Consider the following 16,328-nt stretch of genomic DNA (forward strand, 5'->3'; position numbering starts at 1 on the left):
GTGGATAGTTAAACGCTATGAGCGATAACAAAAAGGATCTTTTTAGTGTTTTAAATAAAGCCCAATCTCGGGTAAATACAAAAGAAAACACTCTGCAGTCTCCAATGAAATCAAACGCAATGATTTCAAGAAAAAGTGCAAAAGATACGCAAGAAGATGACTATAATGCCCTCTCTATTCGAGTTCTTGAGGGTTTAGAGCCGGTACGTTTACGCCCTGGAATGTATATTGGTGGAACAGACAGTAAAGCGCTTCATCACTTATTTGCCGAAATTATTGATAACGCGATGGATGAAGCTGTTGCGGGTTATGCAGATTCTATTGAGGTCTCATTAGATAGGAACGGTTATATAACCGTTACAGATAATGGACGCGGTATTCCTGTTGAAAATCATCCTCAAATGCCTGAGAAATCGACTCTTGAAGTTATTATGACACAACTCCACTCAGGGGGAAAATTTGATGGAAAGGCTTATCAAACTGCAGGTGGACTTCATGGAGTAGGAATTTCTGTCGTCAATGCTCTTTCTGATGATATGGAAGTTGAAGTTGCACGAGAACGAAAACTTTACCGCCAACGTTTCTCACGCGGTATTCCTCAATCTGGATTGGAAGATCTGGGAGATGTTTATAATCGTCGTGGTACGCGCGTTCGTTTTCATCCTGATCATGAAATTTTTGGTGAAAAAGCAGCTTTTGATCCAGAAAAAATCTATAAGATGACATGCTCCAAAGCCTATCTTTTTGGTGGCGTAAAAATTCGCTGGTCTTGTGATCCCGTCATACTTGAAGGCGCAAAAAATATTCCTGAAAAAGCTGTTTTTCATTTTCCCGATGGGCTTAAAGACTATTTACTTTCGTCACTAAAAGATGAATATCGAGTAACGTCAGAAATTTTTTCTGGCAAAACACAACACAATAATGGCCATGGCTCCGTTGAGTGGGCTATCGCTTGGCATGGTGGTGATTCTTGTGTGCAATCTTACTGCAATACGATTCCTACAGGAGAAGGCGGAACACATGAAATAGGATTACGTCAAGCTCTTTTGCGTGGATTGAAATCCTACGCTGAGTTAATAGGAAACAAGCGCGCAACGATTATTACGTCTGACGATATTATGATTTCAACAGCCGCAATACTTTCAGTCTTTATCAGTAACCCTGAATTTGTTGGACAAACAAAAGATCGATTAGCAACCATTGAAGCACAGCGTATCGTTGAGAATGCAATCCGCGATCCCTTTGATCATTGGTTAGCAAATTCCCCACAAGAAGCAACAAAACTTCTCGATTGGGTTATTGAACGTGCTGAAGAACGTGTTAGACGACGCCAAGATAGAGAAATAAGTCGAAAAACTGCTGTCCGTAAATTACGTCTGCCCGGTAAACTTGCAGATTGTAGCCAGAACCATGCTGTGGGTGCTGAACTATTCATTGTTGAAGGGGATTCTGCAGGAGGATCTGCTAAACAAGCAAGAAATAGAGCAAACCAAGCAATTTTACCTCTTCGTGGTAAAATCTTAAATGTCGCCAGTGCTGCACATGAAAAAATGAACTCAAGCCAAACAATTAGCGATCTTATCCTTGCTCTTGGATGTGGAACACGCTCCAAGTATCGTGAAAAAGATCTCAGATATGAACGTATTATCATCATGACAGATGCTGATGTTGATGGTGCTCATATTGCGTCACTGCTCATTACCTTCTTCTTTCAAGAAATGCCTGACCTTATTCATCAGGGACATTTATATCTTGCCGTCCCTCCCCTTTATAGAATATCGCAAGGAGGAAAAGTTGCTTATGCTCGTGACGACATTCATAAGGATGAATTGCTCAAAACTGAATTTACTGGAAAAGCTAAAATCGAAATCGGGCGTTTTAAAGGGCTGGGTGAAATGCGCGCAGAACAACTTAAAGAAACGACTATGCATCCTCAAAAACGTACATTGCTTCGTGTTTCTATTGATGCCGTGGAAATGCAAGAAACGAAAAAGACTGTAGAAAGTCTCATGGGAACAAAACCAGAAGCACGATTTCGTTTCATACAAGAAAACTCTACTTTTGCTTCTAATCTAGACATCTAATATAAAAAATATCCCTTTCAAACCACTGCGGCTGCGTCAATCACGCGCAGTTGCGGATTGATCGTTCCATTCCAATAATTCAAACTAAGATGACCAGCTAAATGAATCATTTCACCAATATTTTCAAAAAGAAAATCACCTAGCGATGTCCCTACAGCACGAAAAGCTATTCCTTGTAGTTTTTTTCCTTCAACATTAGATACAATGAGGCGAAGATGTCCTTTACCAACTTCAGATAGATTCACCAGTCGATGAGAGGGAAGAACAAAAACAGGTGTTGCATTCCCTGCCCCAAATGGCCCTGCTTTTTCAAGCAATTCAAACAGCGCTTCATTAACACCAGAAGCAGAAAGAGAACCATCTATACTAAGAGATTTTTTTGCACGCAACTGTGAAACCATTAAAGAAACTTTTTCTTCTAGCCATTTTCGAAAAATTTCAATTTTTGTTGATTGAATTGTAATTCCTGCTGCCATACTATGCCCCCCTCCTTTTTCTAATAAATTGAGTGTAACAGCTTCACGAACGATTGCTCCTAAATCTATACCATTAATTGAGCGTCCCGACCCTACGCCATTTCCATCTTCTTTCAAAGCAATAGCAAAAACAGGACAAAAAAAACGCTCTTTGAGGCGGGAAGCAAGAATACCAATAATCCCCGGATGCCATTCTTTATGAGAAATGACAAGTGACAATGGTGTTTCTTGACCTTGATAAAGAGAAGCAATATAGGATTCCGCTTGTGCTAATTGAATGTTCTCCATTTCTTGGCGTTCTTGATTAAGCCGATCTAATTGTTCTGCTATTCTGTCCGCTTCATCTTTATTCTCACAGCTAAGCAAACGTGCTCCCAAAGCTTGATCACCAATGCGCCCTCCTGCATTAATTCTAGGACCTAATAAAAAACCTAAATGAAAACTATTAAGCGGCTCCCCTATTCGTGCAACCTTTGTTAAAGCTGTTATTCCTAGATTATGCATAGAACGAGCAACTTGAAGCCCTTTTATCACAAAAGCACGGTTAACCCCCTGTAATGGCACGACATCACATATGGTTGCCAATGCAACAAGATCAAGCATACTTAAAAGATCAGGCAGCGGCCCTTGGAATTGTTTTTTCCGCAGCAAATGATGAACCCAAGCTAACGTAACAAAAACAACGCCAGCTGCACATAAATGCCCCTGTTTAGAAAAATCATCAGGACGATTAGGATTGACAAGAGCAACAGCTTCTTGATGAATCTCTGACATTTGATGATGATCTAAAATCACAACATCAGCACCAGCAAGCCTCGCTGCTTTTACGGCATCAGGACTGTTTGCGCCACAATCAACAGTGATAATTAACCGAGCGCCTTCTTGCACAAGCATCCTCATTGCTTGTTCATTCGGACCATAGCCTTCAACAATACGATCAGGAATATAAATTTTGACTTCAATACCAAAATAACGAAAAAAACGTGCTATGAGTGCCGATGAACAAGCACCATCAACATCATAATCACCAAAAACAGCAACCTGTTCTTGATTGAGAAGAGCCTTAACAATACGCTCTGCAGCGCATTGCATATCCCTAAAACTTTCTGGATCAGGCATAAGCGTACGTAATGTTGGATTAATAAAAGCAACAGCCTCAGCTTCATCCACATCTCTTGCTGAAAGTACTCGAGCTAACTGATCTGGAAAGCCAAATTTTTGAGAAATAGCGCGCGCGTTATTTATCCCTTGAACATCAAGGGCATCTAACCAAGCTTGACCACAAGCAGAAGATTCAACATTGAGAAAATAACGAGACCACTGCATTATTTCTTATTTTATAATGAAGAACGATAAAATACAATCATGCGTTAAAGATAAAATAGTCTTTTGCAACATTCATTTTAAGTTTAAATGGTCTACAAACTTCTTTTAATGTGGTATTATAATACCTTTCTTGTAACATGTTGTTTTATAAAGTTTTTATTTTCTCTTGACGTCAATCAAAAGACATTATATCAGAGCAAGTAGTATGCGTTAAATATTTCGCTATGGTAACAATTTTCAACGCAAAACAGTAAAAATTCCCTTCTATTAAAAGGGTTCTAATAAAGGATACTTCTATGGCAACTTTTTCACAAAAGCCAACTGAAGTGGTGAAAAAATGGGTTATTATTGACGCAGAAAACCTTGTTTTGGGTCGTCTTGCCACATTTGTTGCTAACCGCTTACGTGGCAAACATAAGGCTACATTTACTCCACATGTTGATGATGGTGACAACGTTATTGTCATTAATGCAGATAAAATAGCTCTCACTGGCAAAAAATATACGGATAAAAAATATTATTGGCATACCGGCTATATTGGTGGAATCAAACAACGTACAGCACGTCAACTTCTTGAGGGGCGTTTTCCCGAACGCGTTATTGAAAAAGCAGTAGAGCGCATGATTCCTCGAGGGCCTCTTGGTCGCCGTCAATTGAAGAATCTACGTGTTTACGCTGGAAGCCAACATCCACATGAAGCACAACAGCCTGAATCTCTTGACGTTGGTGCTTTAAACCGCAAAAACAAAAGGATTGCTTGATTATGGCTGAAATTAATTCTCTTTCTGAGCTTAGCATAGTAACAAGTATTACAGAAACACATGAAAATGTTGTTCCTGTTCACGTGCAGAAGCTTGATTCACAAGGACGTGCTTACGCAACAGGAAAGCGTAAAGACGCTGTTGCGCGTGTATGGATTAAACCAGGTTCTGGAAAAATCACAATCAACAATAAGGAATTTGACAAATATTTTGCTCGTCCTGTTCTTAGAATGATTCTTCGTCAACCAATTGTTGCAACAAATAGGGATACCCAGTTTGATATTATTGCAACCGTTGCAGGCGGTGGTCTTTCTGGACAAGCCGGCGCAGTGCGCCATGGCATTTCCAAAGCTTTAACCTATTACGAACCAGAACTTCGCTCAATCTTGAAAAAAGGTGGGTTTCTTACCCGTGATAGTCGTGTTGTTGAACGTAAAAAATACGGTAAAGCAAAAGCACGTCGTTCTTTCCAATTCTCAAAGCGTTAATTTCAATTTTTGCAATGCATAAAGCCTCGGACAAAAACGGGGCTTTTTTAAACTGCTAAAACAGACTTTTAGATGAATGTAGGAACAAATCTATACCGATTAGAAAAAACAAGAATGCAAAACAACCTCTTCTCTTAAGATAAAAGGCAAGAAAAATAGACCGGAAAAATTCAAAACTTCAGTTTCAATTTTTTAAATCTGTTTTACTAACTTGTAATATATCGACGTGCTAAAGCACAAAAATATTTACGCGACAACTTTAGCAATCTTATAAGCTTTTCAATATTTTTTCTATCATCACTTAACAAACTTTAGTCCAAGAAATGCTTTACCATTGTAATAAAATGAGGGACAGAAATAGGCTTTGACATATATTCTTCACATCCACTGGCACGAATTCGCTCCTCATCGCCTTTCATAGCAAAAGCTGTTACAGCAACAACGGGGATTGATCGAAGTTCTTCATCTTCTTTTAATTGTTTAATAACATCTATTCCAGAGACCTCTGGCAACTGGATATCCACAAGGATAAGAGATGGCATTGATGAACGCGCCAAATCTAATGCCATAAGACCATTACGCGTTTCAACGGTTTCATAACCACTCGCTTCTATAAGATCGCGAAATAACTTCATATTAAGCTCATTATCTTCCACGATCATGACTTTTTTTGACATTCGTATAACTCCACCCTTCTCAGATAAAATAGAGAAATAGAAATGAATCCACATTCTCTTTGCTTAAGATAAAATGATAAAATGAATTGTAAACCACAAAGAGATTAAAAGATTCCAATAAAAGCATTTTTGCAAATATTTGTAAGACGCATCGCTATACTTATTCAGTTCATCAACATAAAACCCACAAATAGTCGTAAGATTGTGTGACCTTGTATTTTTTGAGTTGATATACAAAGTTTATGGATATCTCAATTAATGCATTCGCGTTTTCATCATAAAAAAAATATCAACCACAAACTTAGCTCAAATGCGCATTTTGAAGAGAAAAAAATTTAAGTAAATTTAAAAAGCAACTGATTAGCTGAATTTAATGCACCATATACTGGCATCCACAAAACAATATCTTAATGATATAAAAGGATAAACTTATCAAGGTCATTAAGATTAAAAAAAATAAATAAACCGTGATTAAATATCACGGTTTATTTAATATAAAACATTCAATAACAGCATAATTCAAAGTTTATCAAGGATAATATCTTTTAATTCAAAGCCCATGAACTATGAGCAAAAGCATCGAATGTTCTTCCACCTGTCTCTCTGTTAGGACTCGGTGGCTTTCTAGTAAAGAAATATACAAGATATGCGATGAGACCAAAAATCGCTGTCTCCAACCCCATTAAACCCGCAACTTTTTGGACATTTTTCTCAGCCCCTTGTCCTCCAAACTGGCTAATAATCATATCAACAGCTTTAATAACTCTATTTTCCTGTGTCATTACAGAAATAAAACCAGCATTTTGAAATCTGCCATTTAAAGAATCAGCATTGGCTCTTAAAATCTGTGAAAAGAAAATCGCTACTGCAACAAAACATACTATACAATGCTTGAATATTTTCATCATAACCACCTAATTACAATATTTAGTAAAATAAATTTTCTTTACCGCCCCCCTCTAAATAGAAAACATTCCGTTATCTATCGATAAAGTATATTTATCTTCTGATAATAAAAATATAATACAAAATTTAATTAATAATTTTATTTTAATTGTTATTTTTATATTATATTACACTTACAATATATCCGTTACATGTTTATTTAATAATTGTCAATTATTTTATTTGTACTTTACATTATGTAGTTTAATGATAAAAATATATTAAAATAAAATTATTTTATTGTTTTTATTATAAATTTAGCTTTATTATCATAAATATTATTATGATTTTATAATATATAAAAATATCAATATGTTGTTTTTTAGTTACACATAATATTTTTATTTTTTTGTATAATATAGTAAAATAAATATTTTTATAAAATAATTTTTCCTTAGGATAGATTGAGAAAAAATATTTGCCCCAGCTACAATTAGCGTAAGCACCAGCTTAACTCTTTGATTGAAAAAGCTAAATTAGGTAAGATAAGGGATAACTTTGGTGAATGCGCCAAATCTAATGCCATAAGCTATTACACATTTCAACGATTTCACAGCCATGCGTTTCTACAAGAACGTGGAATAATTTTAATAAAGTTCATTGTCTTCCACAATTATAAATTTCTAACATTAATATAATTCCACGACTTTAAGATAAAATAGAGAAATAAAAATGAATACACCTTCTTTCTAACCAAGATAAAATGATTAAAAATATAAATCATAAAAAATTTAATAATGTCCAATAAAAGCATTTTTTGCAAATATTTGTAAGACGCATCGCTATACTTATTCAGTTTATCAAAATGATAATCTAGAATAGCCGTAAAATGATGTGATCGTATATTTTTTGAGTTAATACGAAAAATTTATGGATATTCAAATCAGCTCATGCCCCTTTTCATCTTAGAAAAGATATCAATCACGAAAATTAACATAGATATATATTTTGGAAAAAAATTTAAATAACGTTGATATGGATAGATTATTTGCTAGCAAACAATCTTCTCTATTAAATCAGAGTGTTCACTACTGTGATATTGTAATCTCAATCACGACAACACTTCAATAACAGACTAAAATATAGATTCACTATAAGCTTAAAATAAAAATTTTGGAATTGATCATACATACAATGAATTAACCGTAAAATACAAAAGTAATCATAACACTAAAAAATGAAAAAGCTTATCACTATTGTTCACTATTCCTTCCTCTCTCATTTTTTCTGTGTTATTTTTAAAGTCTTGTAAAAGATATGAATTACATGCAAAAAAATTTAGCCCTTTGTAATCTCTACGCCATCAATCACATTAGTTTTATTAATGATAAGCAATAACATTTGTATAGCTCTAAGCTTAGAGAGCAAAACCAGATTAAAGTATCATTTTTATTTATTGTAAAGAGGATGTAAAACTCCATTTTTCTCTTATCATTGTTAATGAAAAATTGAAAAATGAGCTTATTAATATTAAAAAAATAGAAAATATTTTTTTACAAAATAATATCTTATTTAATTACTTTTTAAAATAATATAAATATATTATATTTATATTGTATATGTTTAATTAAATAATAATATTTATAATAACAATAAAATATTACATAATAATTATCTTTATATTAAATAAAATCATAACATAAAATAAGAAATTTACAATAAAATTAAGTATAATTCCCTTAGTTAACCATTACAACAAAGAAATATATTTAATTATGTTATTGAACTCAGTTGCGTTGCCATCGTTTTTTCCCGCTTTGCTTAGTGGATCCTTTTATTTCTAAGCAATTATTAACTGAATTTTGACTGCTCAGCATGCTGAAAAATCTCTATGTGATTGTTGTCTTGATAATTGCTATCATATTGTTTGGCGAAGCTCTTAGCTTTCTATCGGGCAACTTAAAAGCTTTATTCTGTCAATTTTCTTATTGTTTAAGCAAAAACTCATCCACGTAATAATATATTGAATGTACCAACAAAATCCGCACGAATAACCACATTTTGCACATATAAAAATTACCCATCTTTGACAATTTTTTAGCACTATAAACGCAACAAAAATAAATTTTGCTCGGATGAGAAAGCACTACTAATATTGTACACCATTTTACCATTGGCTTGTGTCATCAAGCAGCCATCTAAACTCAAACTAATCTAAAAACAAGAAATTTAATTCTCTGATTTTTATTGTAAATTCTTTGCTTATAGCTATAGAAATACAACCGATTTTATGCATGAATTTGTCTAATAAAAAATCCTCATGTGTAAATTTTACATGACTTATACCGCCAGCATAAATAACGATATTTTACAGTACGATAGAATTTTTACTCAATTTTTTATTTTTATAATCATGATGACTTTTATATTATCCCCCTAATCCATTAAATTTACGCATTGTTTTCTTATAACTTATGAAAGTCATGACCATGGAAAGAAAAGCGCTCAACAGAAGATATCCAATATTCCATTCGCCTTTACCAAATAACAATGACACAGGCAAGGAAGCAAAAAAAGCCATGGGAAGCATAAACAAAAGCCATTTTACGATGCTTAAAGGATAAATTCCTATTGGCACAAATGAAAGCTCACAAATCATTTCATGAAAATATTCGACAGGCATCTTACGGCTAATAATAAATGTTATAAAATTGAACATCATGAAAAAACAAATATTGACGATAAAAACACAAAATATTGCAACAATAAAAGAGATCCATCTTAGCTTAAGATCAGAAATATTCGGTAATGATACAAATAAATAGGCACTAACATAAAGGACAAAGAGCTTGATCAAATTAAGAGGTTTACACCAACCAAACAACATCAACAACCAGATTGAAACGGGCTTTATCAAGTATGGTTCAATTTTACCATCCGCTACTTTTTCAAAAAACGTTTCAATAGAATTAGTAAAAATATTCCAAGTAAAACAAAGACAACAAAGATGAAATGGATTTCATCTCTGCTATAGTTACCGATCTTTCCTGAAAAAGAAGATATTCTATCAATAAATATGAATTGAATAAAATAATAACATAGAGAAAGAATAAACTCCCCAGCCAAATTCTTACCATAAACAATCTGTCGGCGGATATTCAAACTGATAAAATGAAGGATTATTTTCATCTCAACCACCCGCTCCATTATATGCTTTCATCCCTTTATTCCAAGCAATATAAATTAAGAATAAAAAACACAAAATATAAGTAAAACTTCCGAAAATAAACTGCTGAAACAACGCTAAATTTTGCGTCGCGAAAAACTCGGCAGGAGCTGATATCATGAAACGATAAGGATTAAATTGCATAAGTGGAATAAGCCACACCGGCCAAAAAGATGGTGGTAAAAGAACACCCCCAAGAAGCGTTGAACTGAGAATACTGAAAGAGAGTAATATATTGTACTCAATCACCCAAAAGCTTAATAAGGCAATTCCAAAAGAGAGTAAAAAACAAAGTAATTGTGATAGAAAAACAACCAGAAAAAAGAACAGAAAAGCGATGACCAATCCCAGAATATTTTCATAGGATAAAACAAGCTTAACAATAAAAAGAGCCAATAATGGGATGCTATATAATACACTCTCCCCTAAAAAAGTAAAAAGCATTTGTGTCATATAACTAAAGGGCTTTGTAAGATATACTTCTAATTGGCCTTCTTTAAAATGATGAGAGAAAAACTTAATCACATTATAACCATTATTTAAGCGACCTAGGACTAAAGCAAAAGCATAATAATACATCATATCATAAAAGCTAAAGCCATTTATGGTGTTGCCCGTATCAGAGAAAAGTGCATTCCATAATAGAAGTTGAATAACAAATGGCGAAAGTGTCCCAATGATAATATCGGTAAAAAACATTGCTCTATCACTTAGAACAGTGAGTAATCCATTCTTGGCAAAAAGAAACATACCAAAGCAGTGGTTAGATAAATTCTTTAAATTTAACACGGAGCATCTCTTCAAGCGAGGGAGTGGATACAGAGAACGTACAGTTCAATTTGGTTGTAATTTCGCGTACAAAACGCGCAAAATCATCACGGGGCAGCGAAACCTCCAGCGAGCATTCTTCAGCGTTAAAGTGCTTATCTTTTAAAGAAGTAGATAATTTCAACGCAATCTCATCAATTTTTTCTACAACAGCTGAAGGTACAGCCATGTGTTCACAAAAAAACGTTATTCTCACCAAAGAAGGAATGACATTTTTAAGCGCGTGAAGATTACCATGAAACTGTTTCTTTCCTTTATGCAAGAGAATAATATCATCAACGTATCCATCAATATCTCCCATATCATGACTTGTGATGATATATCCAGTGCCACGCTCCTTTTTCAGTTTTTTAAGAAGCTCCCTGATTTCATGCTTAGATGTAATATCAAGACCAATACTTGGCTCATCGAGAAACAACAGTTTAGGTCTAAAGGAGAGATTAAATGCCAATTCACTTTTCACTCTCTCACCCAGACTAAGCATCCGCACTGGCTTATCCATACTATGCTCAAAACCCAGTAACTCAGCGATCTCTTTAAGATCACGGGTAAAAGAGGCGCGTTCAAGACCATATAATGGTTGAACCATATCCAGACTGTAGCGTAAGGGCAAATCCCACCATAAACAATTCTTATGACCAAAGACCACACCCAAAGACTTGAACAGATTTTTCTTCGCTTTATAAGGATCAACACCAAGGACTTTAACACATCCCTCATCAGCGTATTGTATACCAGAAAGTATTTTAATCAGTGTCGATTTACCCGCTCCGTTAGGGCCAAGAATTGCTAACGATTGCCCTGAAAAGAGGGTGAAACTCATGTCTTTTAACACATGATGATTTGTATAAACCGGCTTGAAGAGAGAAAAGACCTTGTTTTTAAAACCAATTCCTCTGTCAATGTTGCGATATATTTTTGAGACGTTATTAACGTCAATCAATAATGATCCCATCAGTCACTCCTAATTTCAACTTATCCCCCCTTTGAATGTTTCCATAATAAATATCTGTTTTTGTTCACTAGAAAAAACAAAAGTGTTCAAGCCCTCCTTAGAGCAATAAAACGCGCCTGACGTTTTATCTCCAATTTTTTGTCTAGATATTTTTTCAATGTGATGAGTTCACTTCAATGAAGTATTAAGATACTAAAAACTTATTTCTTCTTTTATGAAAGATAATCTTTTGGATAAACTAAGTAAGTAGAAAAATAATTGGTCATTGAAAGGAGAGCTTTGCTAAGAAGGCTTCATTGTGTAAGCAAAGATACAAAGCATAAATCTATACTATAAGCATATCAAACCACATTCATAACAAAACAAAAATCCTTGACAACAGGAATTTTTTGAGAGGCTACTTTCCCTCAGCATTACTATAAAATGCCTCCATTATTCCCCATGAAAAAACTAAAATTGCTTTCACTATTTTAGTAAATATCTTTCAGATTTTATCTAACTCATCTCCCTCAACAGACACGCCTCCCCAATATATGACCTCTGTAGATAATTCAAAGGAGCAGCTTCATAAACTCAGATTATTAAACGATACATCATATCCAAAATAACAATACAATCAATATGGATAAAGAGCTGTAGAAAGAAAGCCATGATATTCGAAAATTTCATCACTCAAAAACACAATTTTCTCATAGCTATTGACTTATCAAAAACTTTCTTCAAATGATGCCCTATTCATCTTATCAAATTTATAGATAAAATTTGTATCAATCAAAAAGAACAAATGAAGTTTGTTTAGTCGGTTTCAGCATCACTCTCATTAAAAGATAAAAGATTAAAACTTTGGACCATATGAGGTGGTAAAGGTGCAACAATGTCCAATATTCCTCCTGAAGGATGCGGAATACGAATACGACGTGCATGAAGATGAAGACGATTTTGAATTCCTCCTGGTAATGTCCAATTACTATCAGAAAAAAAATACTTTGTATCGCCAATGATAGGATGATCCATATGGGCTGCATGCACACGAAGCTGATGTGTTCTCCCTGTATAGGGTTCCATTTCAAGCCACGAAAGAGCCCGCCCTCGCGTATCTAAAACGCGATAGTAAGAAACCGCATGATGTGAATCTGGCTCCCCATGTTCACAAACACGCATTTTGTCACCTTGTGCAGTCATTTCCTTAACCATCCACGTTGAAATTTTGTCCTGCTTTTTTTTAGGCACGCCCCGAACCAACGCCCAATAAGTCTTTTTTGTTTCTCGCGCTCTAAAAGCAGCAGTTAAGGACTGAGCAGCTCCCCTTGATCGCGCAACAATAAGCACACCCGACGTCTCACGATCAAGACGATGAACCAAACGCGGCTTTTCACCTTTTTTATTGCGCCATACCTCAAGCATACTATCCATATGACGTGTTAAACCAGAGCCTCCTTGTACAGCCAACCCAGCTGGTTTATTAAAAACAAATACCTTTGGATCTTCATAAAGCAGCATTTTTTTCAAAACGGTCCCATCATCCTGCCCACGAAGTGTTTTATCCGTTATTGGAAGACTTTCTTTGTCATTAATAGGGAGAGGTGGAATACGAACAGACTGCCCTATACAAAGACGCGTATCGGCTTTAACACGTCCACCATCAACCCGTATCTGACCAGAACGCAACAATTTTTGCAAAATTCCAAACCCAAGTCCTGGATAATGCACTTTAAACCAGCGATCTAAGCGCATTCCATTTTCATCTGCCTCAACTTTTTTTATTTCTACGCCTGCCATAAAAATTCCCTTGCCTGATGTCTATTTTTGCGCCTTTATAAACACAAAAATTCATATTTTAGTTGGTTTTATCACACCATATTACAGTTAGTATCCAAAATTTCCTTTTCTTAACGTCCAAATTTTATTAGCTAAAAACTAAGCGTTGTAAAAATCAACAGCCTTTACGCTTAATAGCGAATGGAGATAATTAACCGTGTCCTTATTCAAAACCTATGCACGTGTTCTCACTTACCTAAATAGAGAGAAAAATGCATCCCTTTTAATCTGTACCGCTAATGTTATATTAGCTATTATCACTATTGCAGAACCTATTTTATTTGGACGCGTTATTGATTCTATTACAGAAAAATCAGGTATCATCCCTACTCTTGCCATTTGGGTTTGTTTTGGACTTTCACATATTATCGCTTATGTCCTTGTTGCTCGCGGTGCAGACCGCTTAGCCCATAGACGTCGCTTAACGGTTTTAACGGAATCTTTCGAACGTATCATTGCCATGCCTTTAATTTGGCATCAACAACGTGGAACTTCCAACGCACTCCATACACTTTTGCGCGCTATAGATTCCATGTCAACCATATGGCTTGATTTTATGCGCCAACATCTCTCAACACTTGTCGCCTTATTGGTTCTCATCCCCATAGCCTTTAATATGAATTGGCGTCTTTCAATAGTCTTGGTTGTGCTTGCCATCATTTATGTATTAATTGCACGTTTAGTGATGCGAAAAACAAAAGACGGACAAGCCGCTGTAGAATGCTACCACCACAACCTTTTTAAACATGTCAGTGATTCAATCTCTAATGTTTCCATTGTACAAAGTTATAACCGAATAAAAGAAGAAACTTCTATACTGCATCAACATACAAATGCTCTTCTTAAAGCACAAAATCCTGTTCTCAATTGGTGGGCACTCGCCAGTGGCTTAAATCGAATGGCTTCAACAATTTCAATCGTTTGTGTTCTTCTCCTTGGGGCTTTTTTTATTGCAAAAGATCAATTACGAGTAGGTGAAATCGTTGCTTTTGTTGGATTTGCACAACTCATGATTAGCCGCCTAGACCAAATGAGCAATTTTATTAATTGTGCAATATCCTCACAAGCAAAATTGCAAGAATTTTTTGAAATGGAAGACTCAACCTTTCATATTAACGAACCGCAAAATCTTCCTTCCCTCCAAAATGTTAAAGGCGCCATACAATTTCATCACGTGACCTATCAATTCCCAAATTCTTCTCAAGGTGTTTTTGATATTTCCTTTGAGGTTAAAGCAGGACAAACTGTTGCGATTGTAGGACCAACAGGGGCTGGAAAAACAACATTGATCAATCTGTTGCAGCGCGTATACGACCCTACCCTTGGGCATATCTCCATTGATGGAATAAATATATGCTCAATCAATCGCGAATCTTTACGCAAATCTCTAGCAACAGTATTTCAAGACTCGGGTCTTTTCAACCGTACTATTCATGACAATATTTCAATAGGAAAAGCGAGCGCAACGAATGAAGAACTTTATGAAGCAGCAAAAATAGCAGAAGCTCACGATTTTATTCTAAAAAAAGCTGATTGTTATAACACAATGGTGGGCGAACGAGGATCTCAATTATCAGGTGGAGAAAAACAACGACTAGCAATTGCACGCGCTGTTTTAAAAAATGCCCCTATTCTCATTCTAGATGAAGCAACAAGCGCTCTTGATGTTGAAACAGAAGCACGTGTCAAAAATGCCCTTGATTGCATAAGCCATAACCGCACTACTTTTATTATAGCACATCGCCTCTCAACAGTACGCAATGCTGATGTAGTCCTCTTTCTAGAACATGGTCATTTAATTGAAAAAGGAAGCTTTCAAGAATTAATCGAGAGAGGCAGCCGTTTCTCTCAATTCTTAAAAGCCAGTGGTTTAACAATCAAACCATCAGAAAAAGAAGGAGAAAATGAAAACGTCATCCTCTTACATGAAGCCATAGCATCATAAAATTGATACTCTTTTCAAGCAAAAAAATCCTCCTTAATATAACAAGAGTGCTTATATATGATACAAGTAAAAAGATTTCTAAAAATGCCACAATCCATTTTAGGTATTTAAGAAAAATATTAAAACAGTTTAGTATTTTCACTGCTATTGCAATTTTACTAGATTAGAACAAAAATATTTTCCTATATCTGTGCATATTGACGAATATACATTCTCATTTAGGGAAAATGTAAAGGTAAAAACAATTTCCAGTTTTACCGTCTTCTTTTTACTCAGCTTTACGAATTTCAAAACGAACTAAAGAAATATCTTTTAAATAATGAATATTATGTATTGCTTTGCACTTTTGTTTATCACGTTCTTTATAGTCCTCTCATAAAGAACAGAACATCATTGTTTTGCACATTCATATGACTTTTTTAAGAAACATTTTTCAATGCTCTTAAGCCCATTTCACAACGACATTCGTGAGTGGTTTTGATTAATTTAACATACACAGAATTTGAAATAATAAAACCCTACGAATATTCGTAGCTCTTGTTCAAAAGATAAAACGATAAATTATCATTATAATTCAATATATTAAAGCAATTTCATCATAAATAAATTAGATGTTAATCTAAATATTTAGATTTATGTGATATTCATTTGATTTATATTGATAATTCATTACTTTATAACTTAAAATAAAGATTTATAAAGATAGGAGAATATTCCTTTCAAGACCTTTTAATAATAAACCAAAAAACTGTTTTCTTGTACATAACAAGCAAAATGAAAATAATAGCTCTAAGATACAACAACTCTTTTATAAGCCTTTTCAAGGAAAGAAATTTTATTCATTTGAAAACTAATCGAA

At 34.7% G+C, this 16,328-nt stretch carries 10 protein-coding genes and 1 pseudogene; 4 read left to right on the forward strand and 7 right to left on the reverse strand.

The annotated features are described in order from the left end of the window. Positions 1–17 precede the first annotated feature (17 nt). Positions 18–2,084, forward strand: a complete 2,067-nt coding sequence (gene parE, locus ACFILT_RS01825) for a DNA topoisomerase IV subunit B (protein ID WP_375621422.1) — start codon at positions 18–20, stop codon at positions 2,082–2,084. Positions 2,085–2,101: 17 nt separating this feature from the next. Here the strand turns inward: parE and recJ are convergent, their stop codons facing one another. Next, on the reverse strand, positions 2,102–3,886 hold the full coding sequence (gene recJ, locus ACFILT_RS01830; protein ID WP_375679196.1) for a single-stranded-DNA-specific exonuclease RecJ: 1,785 nt from the start codon (positions 3,884–3,886) through the stop codon (positions 2,102–2,104). A gap of 296 nt (positions 3,887–4,182) precedes the next feature. Here recJ and rplM point away from each other — a divergent pair, with 296 nt between their 5' ends. Continuing rightward, on the forward strand, positions 4,183–4,647 hold the full coding sequence (gene rplM / locus ACFILT_RS01835; protein WP_015856544.1) for a 50S ribosomal protein L13: 465 nt from the start codon (positions 4,183–4,185) through the stop codon (positions 4,645–4,647). Positions 4,648–4,649: 2 nt separating this feature from the next. Beyond that, on the forward strand, positions 4,650–5,135 hold the full coding sequence (gene rpsI, locus ACFILT_RS01840) for a 30S ribosomal protein S9 (RefSeq protein WP_015856545.1): 486 nt from the start codon (positions 4,650–4,652) through the stop codon (positions 5,133–5,135). A 311-nt stretch (positions 5,136–5,446) separates the two neighbouring features. On the opposite strand, the gene ACFILT_RS01845 is transcribed toward rpsI, so the two are convergent. The 6 genes and pseudogenes from ACFILT_RS01845 to ACFILT_RS01870 form a co-directional block, all read right to left on the reverse strand. Then, positions 5,447–5,812: a response regulator gene (locus tag ACFILT_RS01845; RefSeq protein WP_375679482.1), complete on the reverse strand. Its 366-nt coding sequence runs from the start codon at positions 5,810–5,812 to the stop codon at positions 5,447–5,449. A gap of 545 nt (positions 5,813–6,357) precedes the next feature. Continuing rightward, the gene (locus ACFILT_RS01850; protein WP_375613153.1) at positions 6,358–6,717 is read right to left on the reverse strand and encodes a hypothetical protein; all 360 of its coding nucleotides are present in this window, start codon (positions 6,715–6,717) and stop codon (positions 6,358–6,360) included. Between the two features lie 2,408 nt (positions 6,718–9,125). After that, a pseudogene (locus tag ACFILT_RS01855) lies at positions 9,126–9,904 on the reverse strand (ABC-2 family transporter protein). Then, on the reverse strand, positions 9,888–10,712 hold the full coding sequence (locus ACFILT_RS01860; protein ID WP_375679483.1) for an ABC-2 family transporter protein: 825 nt from the start codon (positions 10,710–10,712) through the stop codon (positions 9,888–9,890). The pseudogene ACFILT_RS01855 and the gene ACFILT_RS01860 overlap by 17 nt, the downstream one beginning before the upstream one ends. Continuing rightward, positions 10,687–11,706 (reverse strand): ATP-binding cassette domain-containing protein, encoded by a 1,020-nt coding sequence (locus tag ACFILT_RS01865; protein ID WP_375679484.1) that lies wholly within the window; start codon positions 11,704–11,706, stop codon positions 10,687–10,689. Before ACFILT_RS01865 ends, ACFILT_RS01860 begins: the two co-directional genes overlap by 26 nt. Positions 11,707–12,501: 795 nt before the next feature. After that, entirely contained in the window at positions 12,502–13,485 is a 984-nt protein-coding gene (locus ACFILT_RS01870) for an RluA family pseudouridine synthase (RefSeq protein WP_375679485.1), read from the reverse strand. A gap of 196 nt (positions 13,486–13,681) precedes the next feature. On the opposite strand from ACFILT_RS01870, the gene ACFILT_RS01875 reads away from it, so the two are divergent. After that, on the forward strand, positions 13,682–15,469 hold the full coding sequence (locus tag ACFILT_RS01875) for a glucan ABC transporter ATP-binding protein/ permease (RefSeq protein ID WP_375679486.1): 1,788 nt from the start codon (positions 13,682–13,684) through the stop codon (positions 15,467–15,469). Positions 15,470–16,328: the final 859 nt, after the last annotated feature.

The sequence above is a fragment of the Bartonella sp. AP7XZML genome (assembly GCF_042195745.1).
In the GTDB taxonomy this organism is placed as follows: domain Bacteria; phylum Pseudomonadota; class Alphaproteobacteria; order Rhizobiales; family Rhizobiaceae; genus Bartonella.

Bases quoted from the DNA above. Each gene is read 5' to 3' on its own strand.
- parE (WP_375621422.1), top strand. From the start codon at position 18: ATGAGCGATAACAAAAAGGATCTTTTTAGTGTTTTAAATAAAGCCCAA.
- recJ (WP_375679196.1), bottom strand. From the start codon at position 3,886: ATGCAGTGGTCTCGTTATTTTCTCAATGTTGAATCTTCTGCTTGTGGT.
- rplM (WP_015856544.1), top strand. From the start codon at position 4,183: ATGGCAACTTTTTCACAAAAGCCAACTGAAGTGGTGAAAAAATGGGTT.
- rpsI (WP_015856545.1), top strand. From the start codon at position 4,650: ATGGCTGAAATTAATTCTCTTTCTGAGCTTAGCATAGTAACAAGTATT.
- ACFILT_RS01845 (WP_375679482.1), bottom strand. From the start codon at position 5,812: ATGTCAAAAAAAGTCATGATCGTGGAAGATAATGAGCTTAATATGAAG.
- ACFILT_RS01850 (WP_375613153.1), bottom strand. From the start codon at position 6,717: ATGAAAATATTCAAGCATTGTATAGTATGTTTTGTTGCAGTAGCGATT.
- ACFILT_RS01865 (WP_375679484.1), bottom strand. From the start codon at position 11,706: ATGGGATCATTATTGATTGACGTTAATAACGTCTCAAAAATATATCGC.
- ACFILT_RS01870 (WP_375679485.1), bottom strand. From the start codon at position 13,485: ATGGCAGGCGTAGAAATAAAAAAAGTTGAGGCAGATGAAAATGGAATG.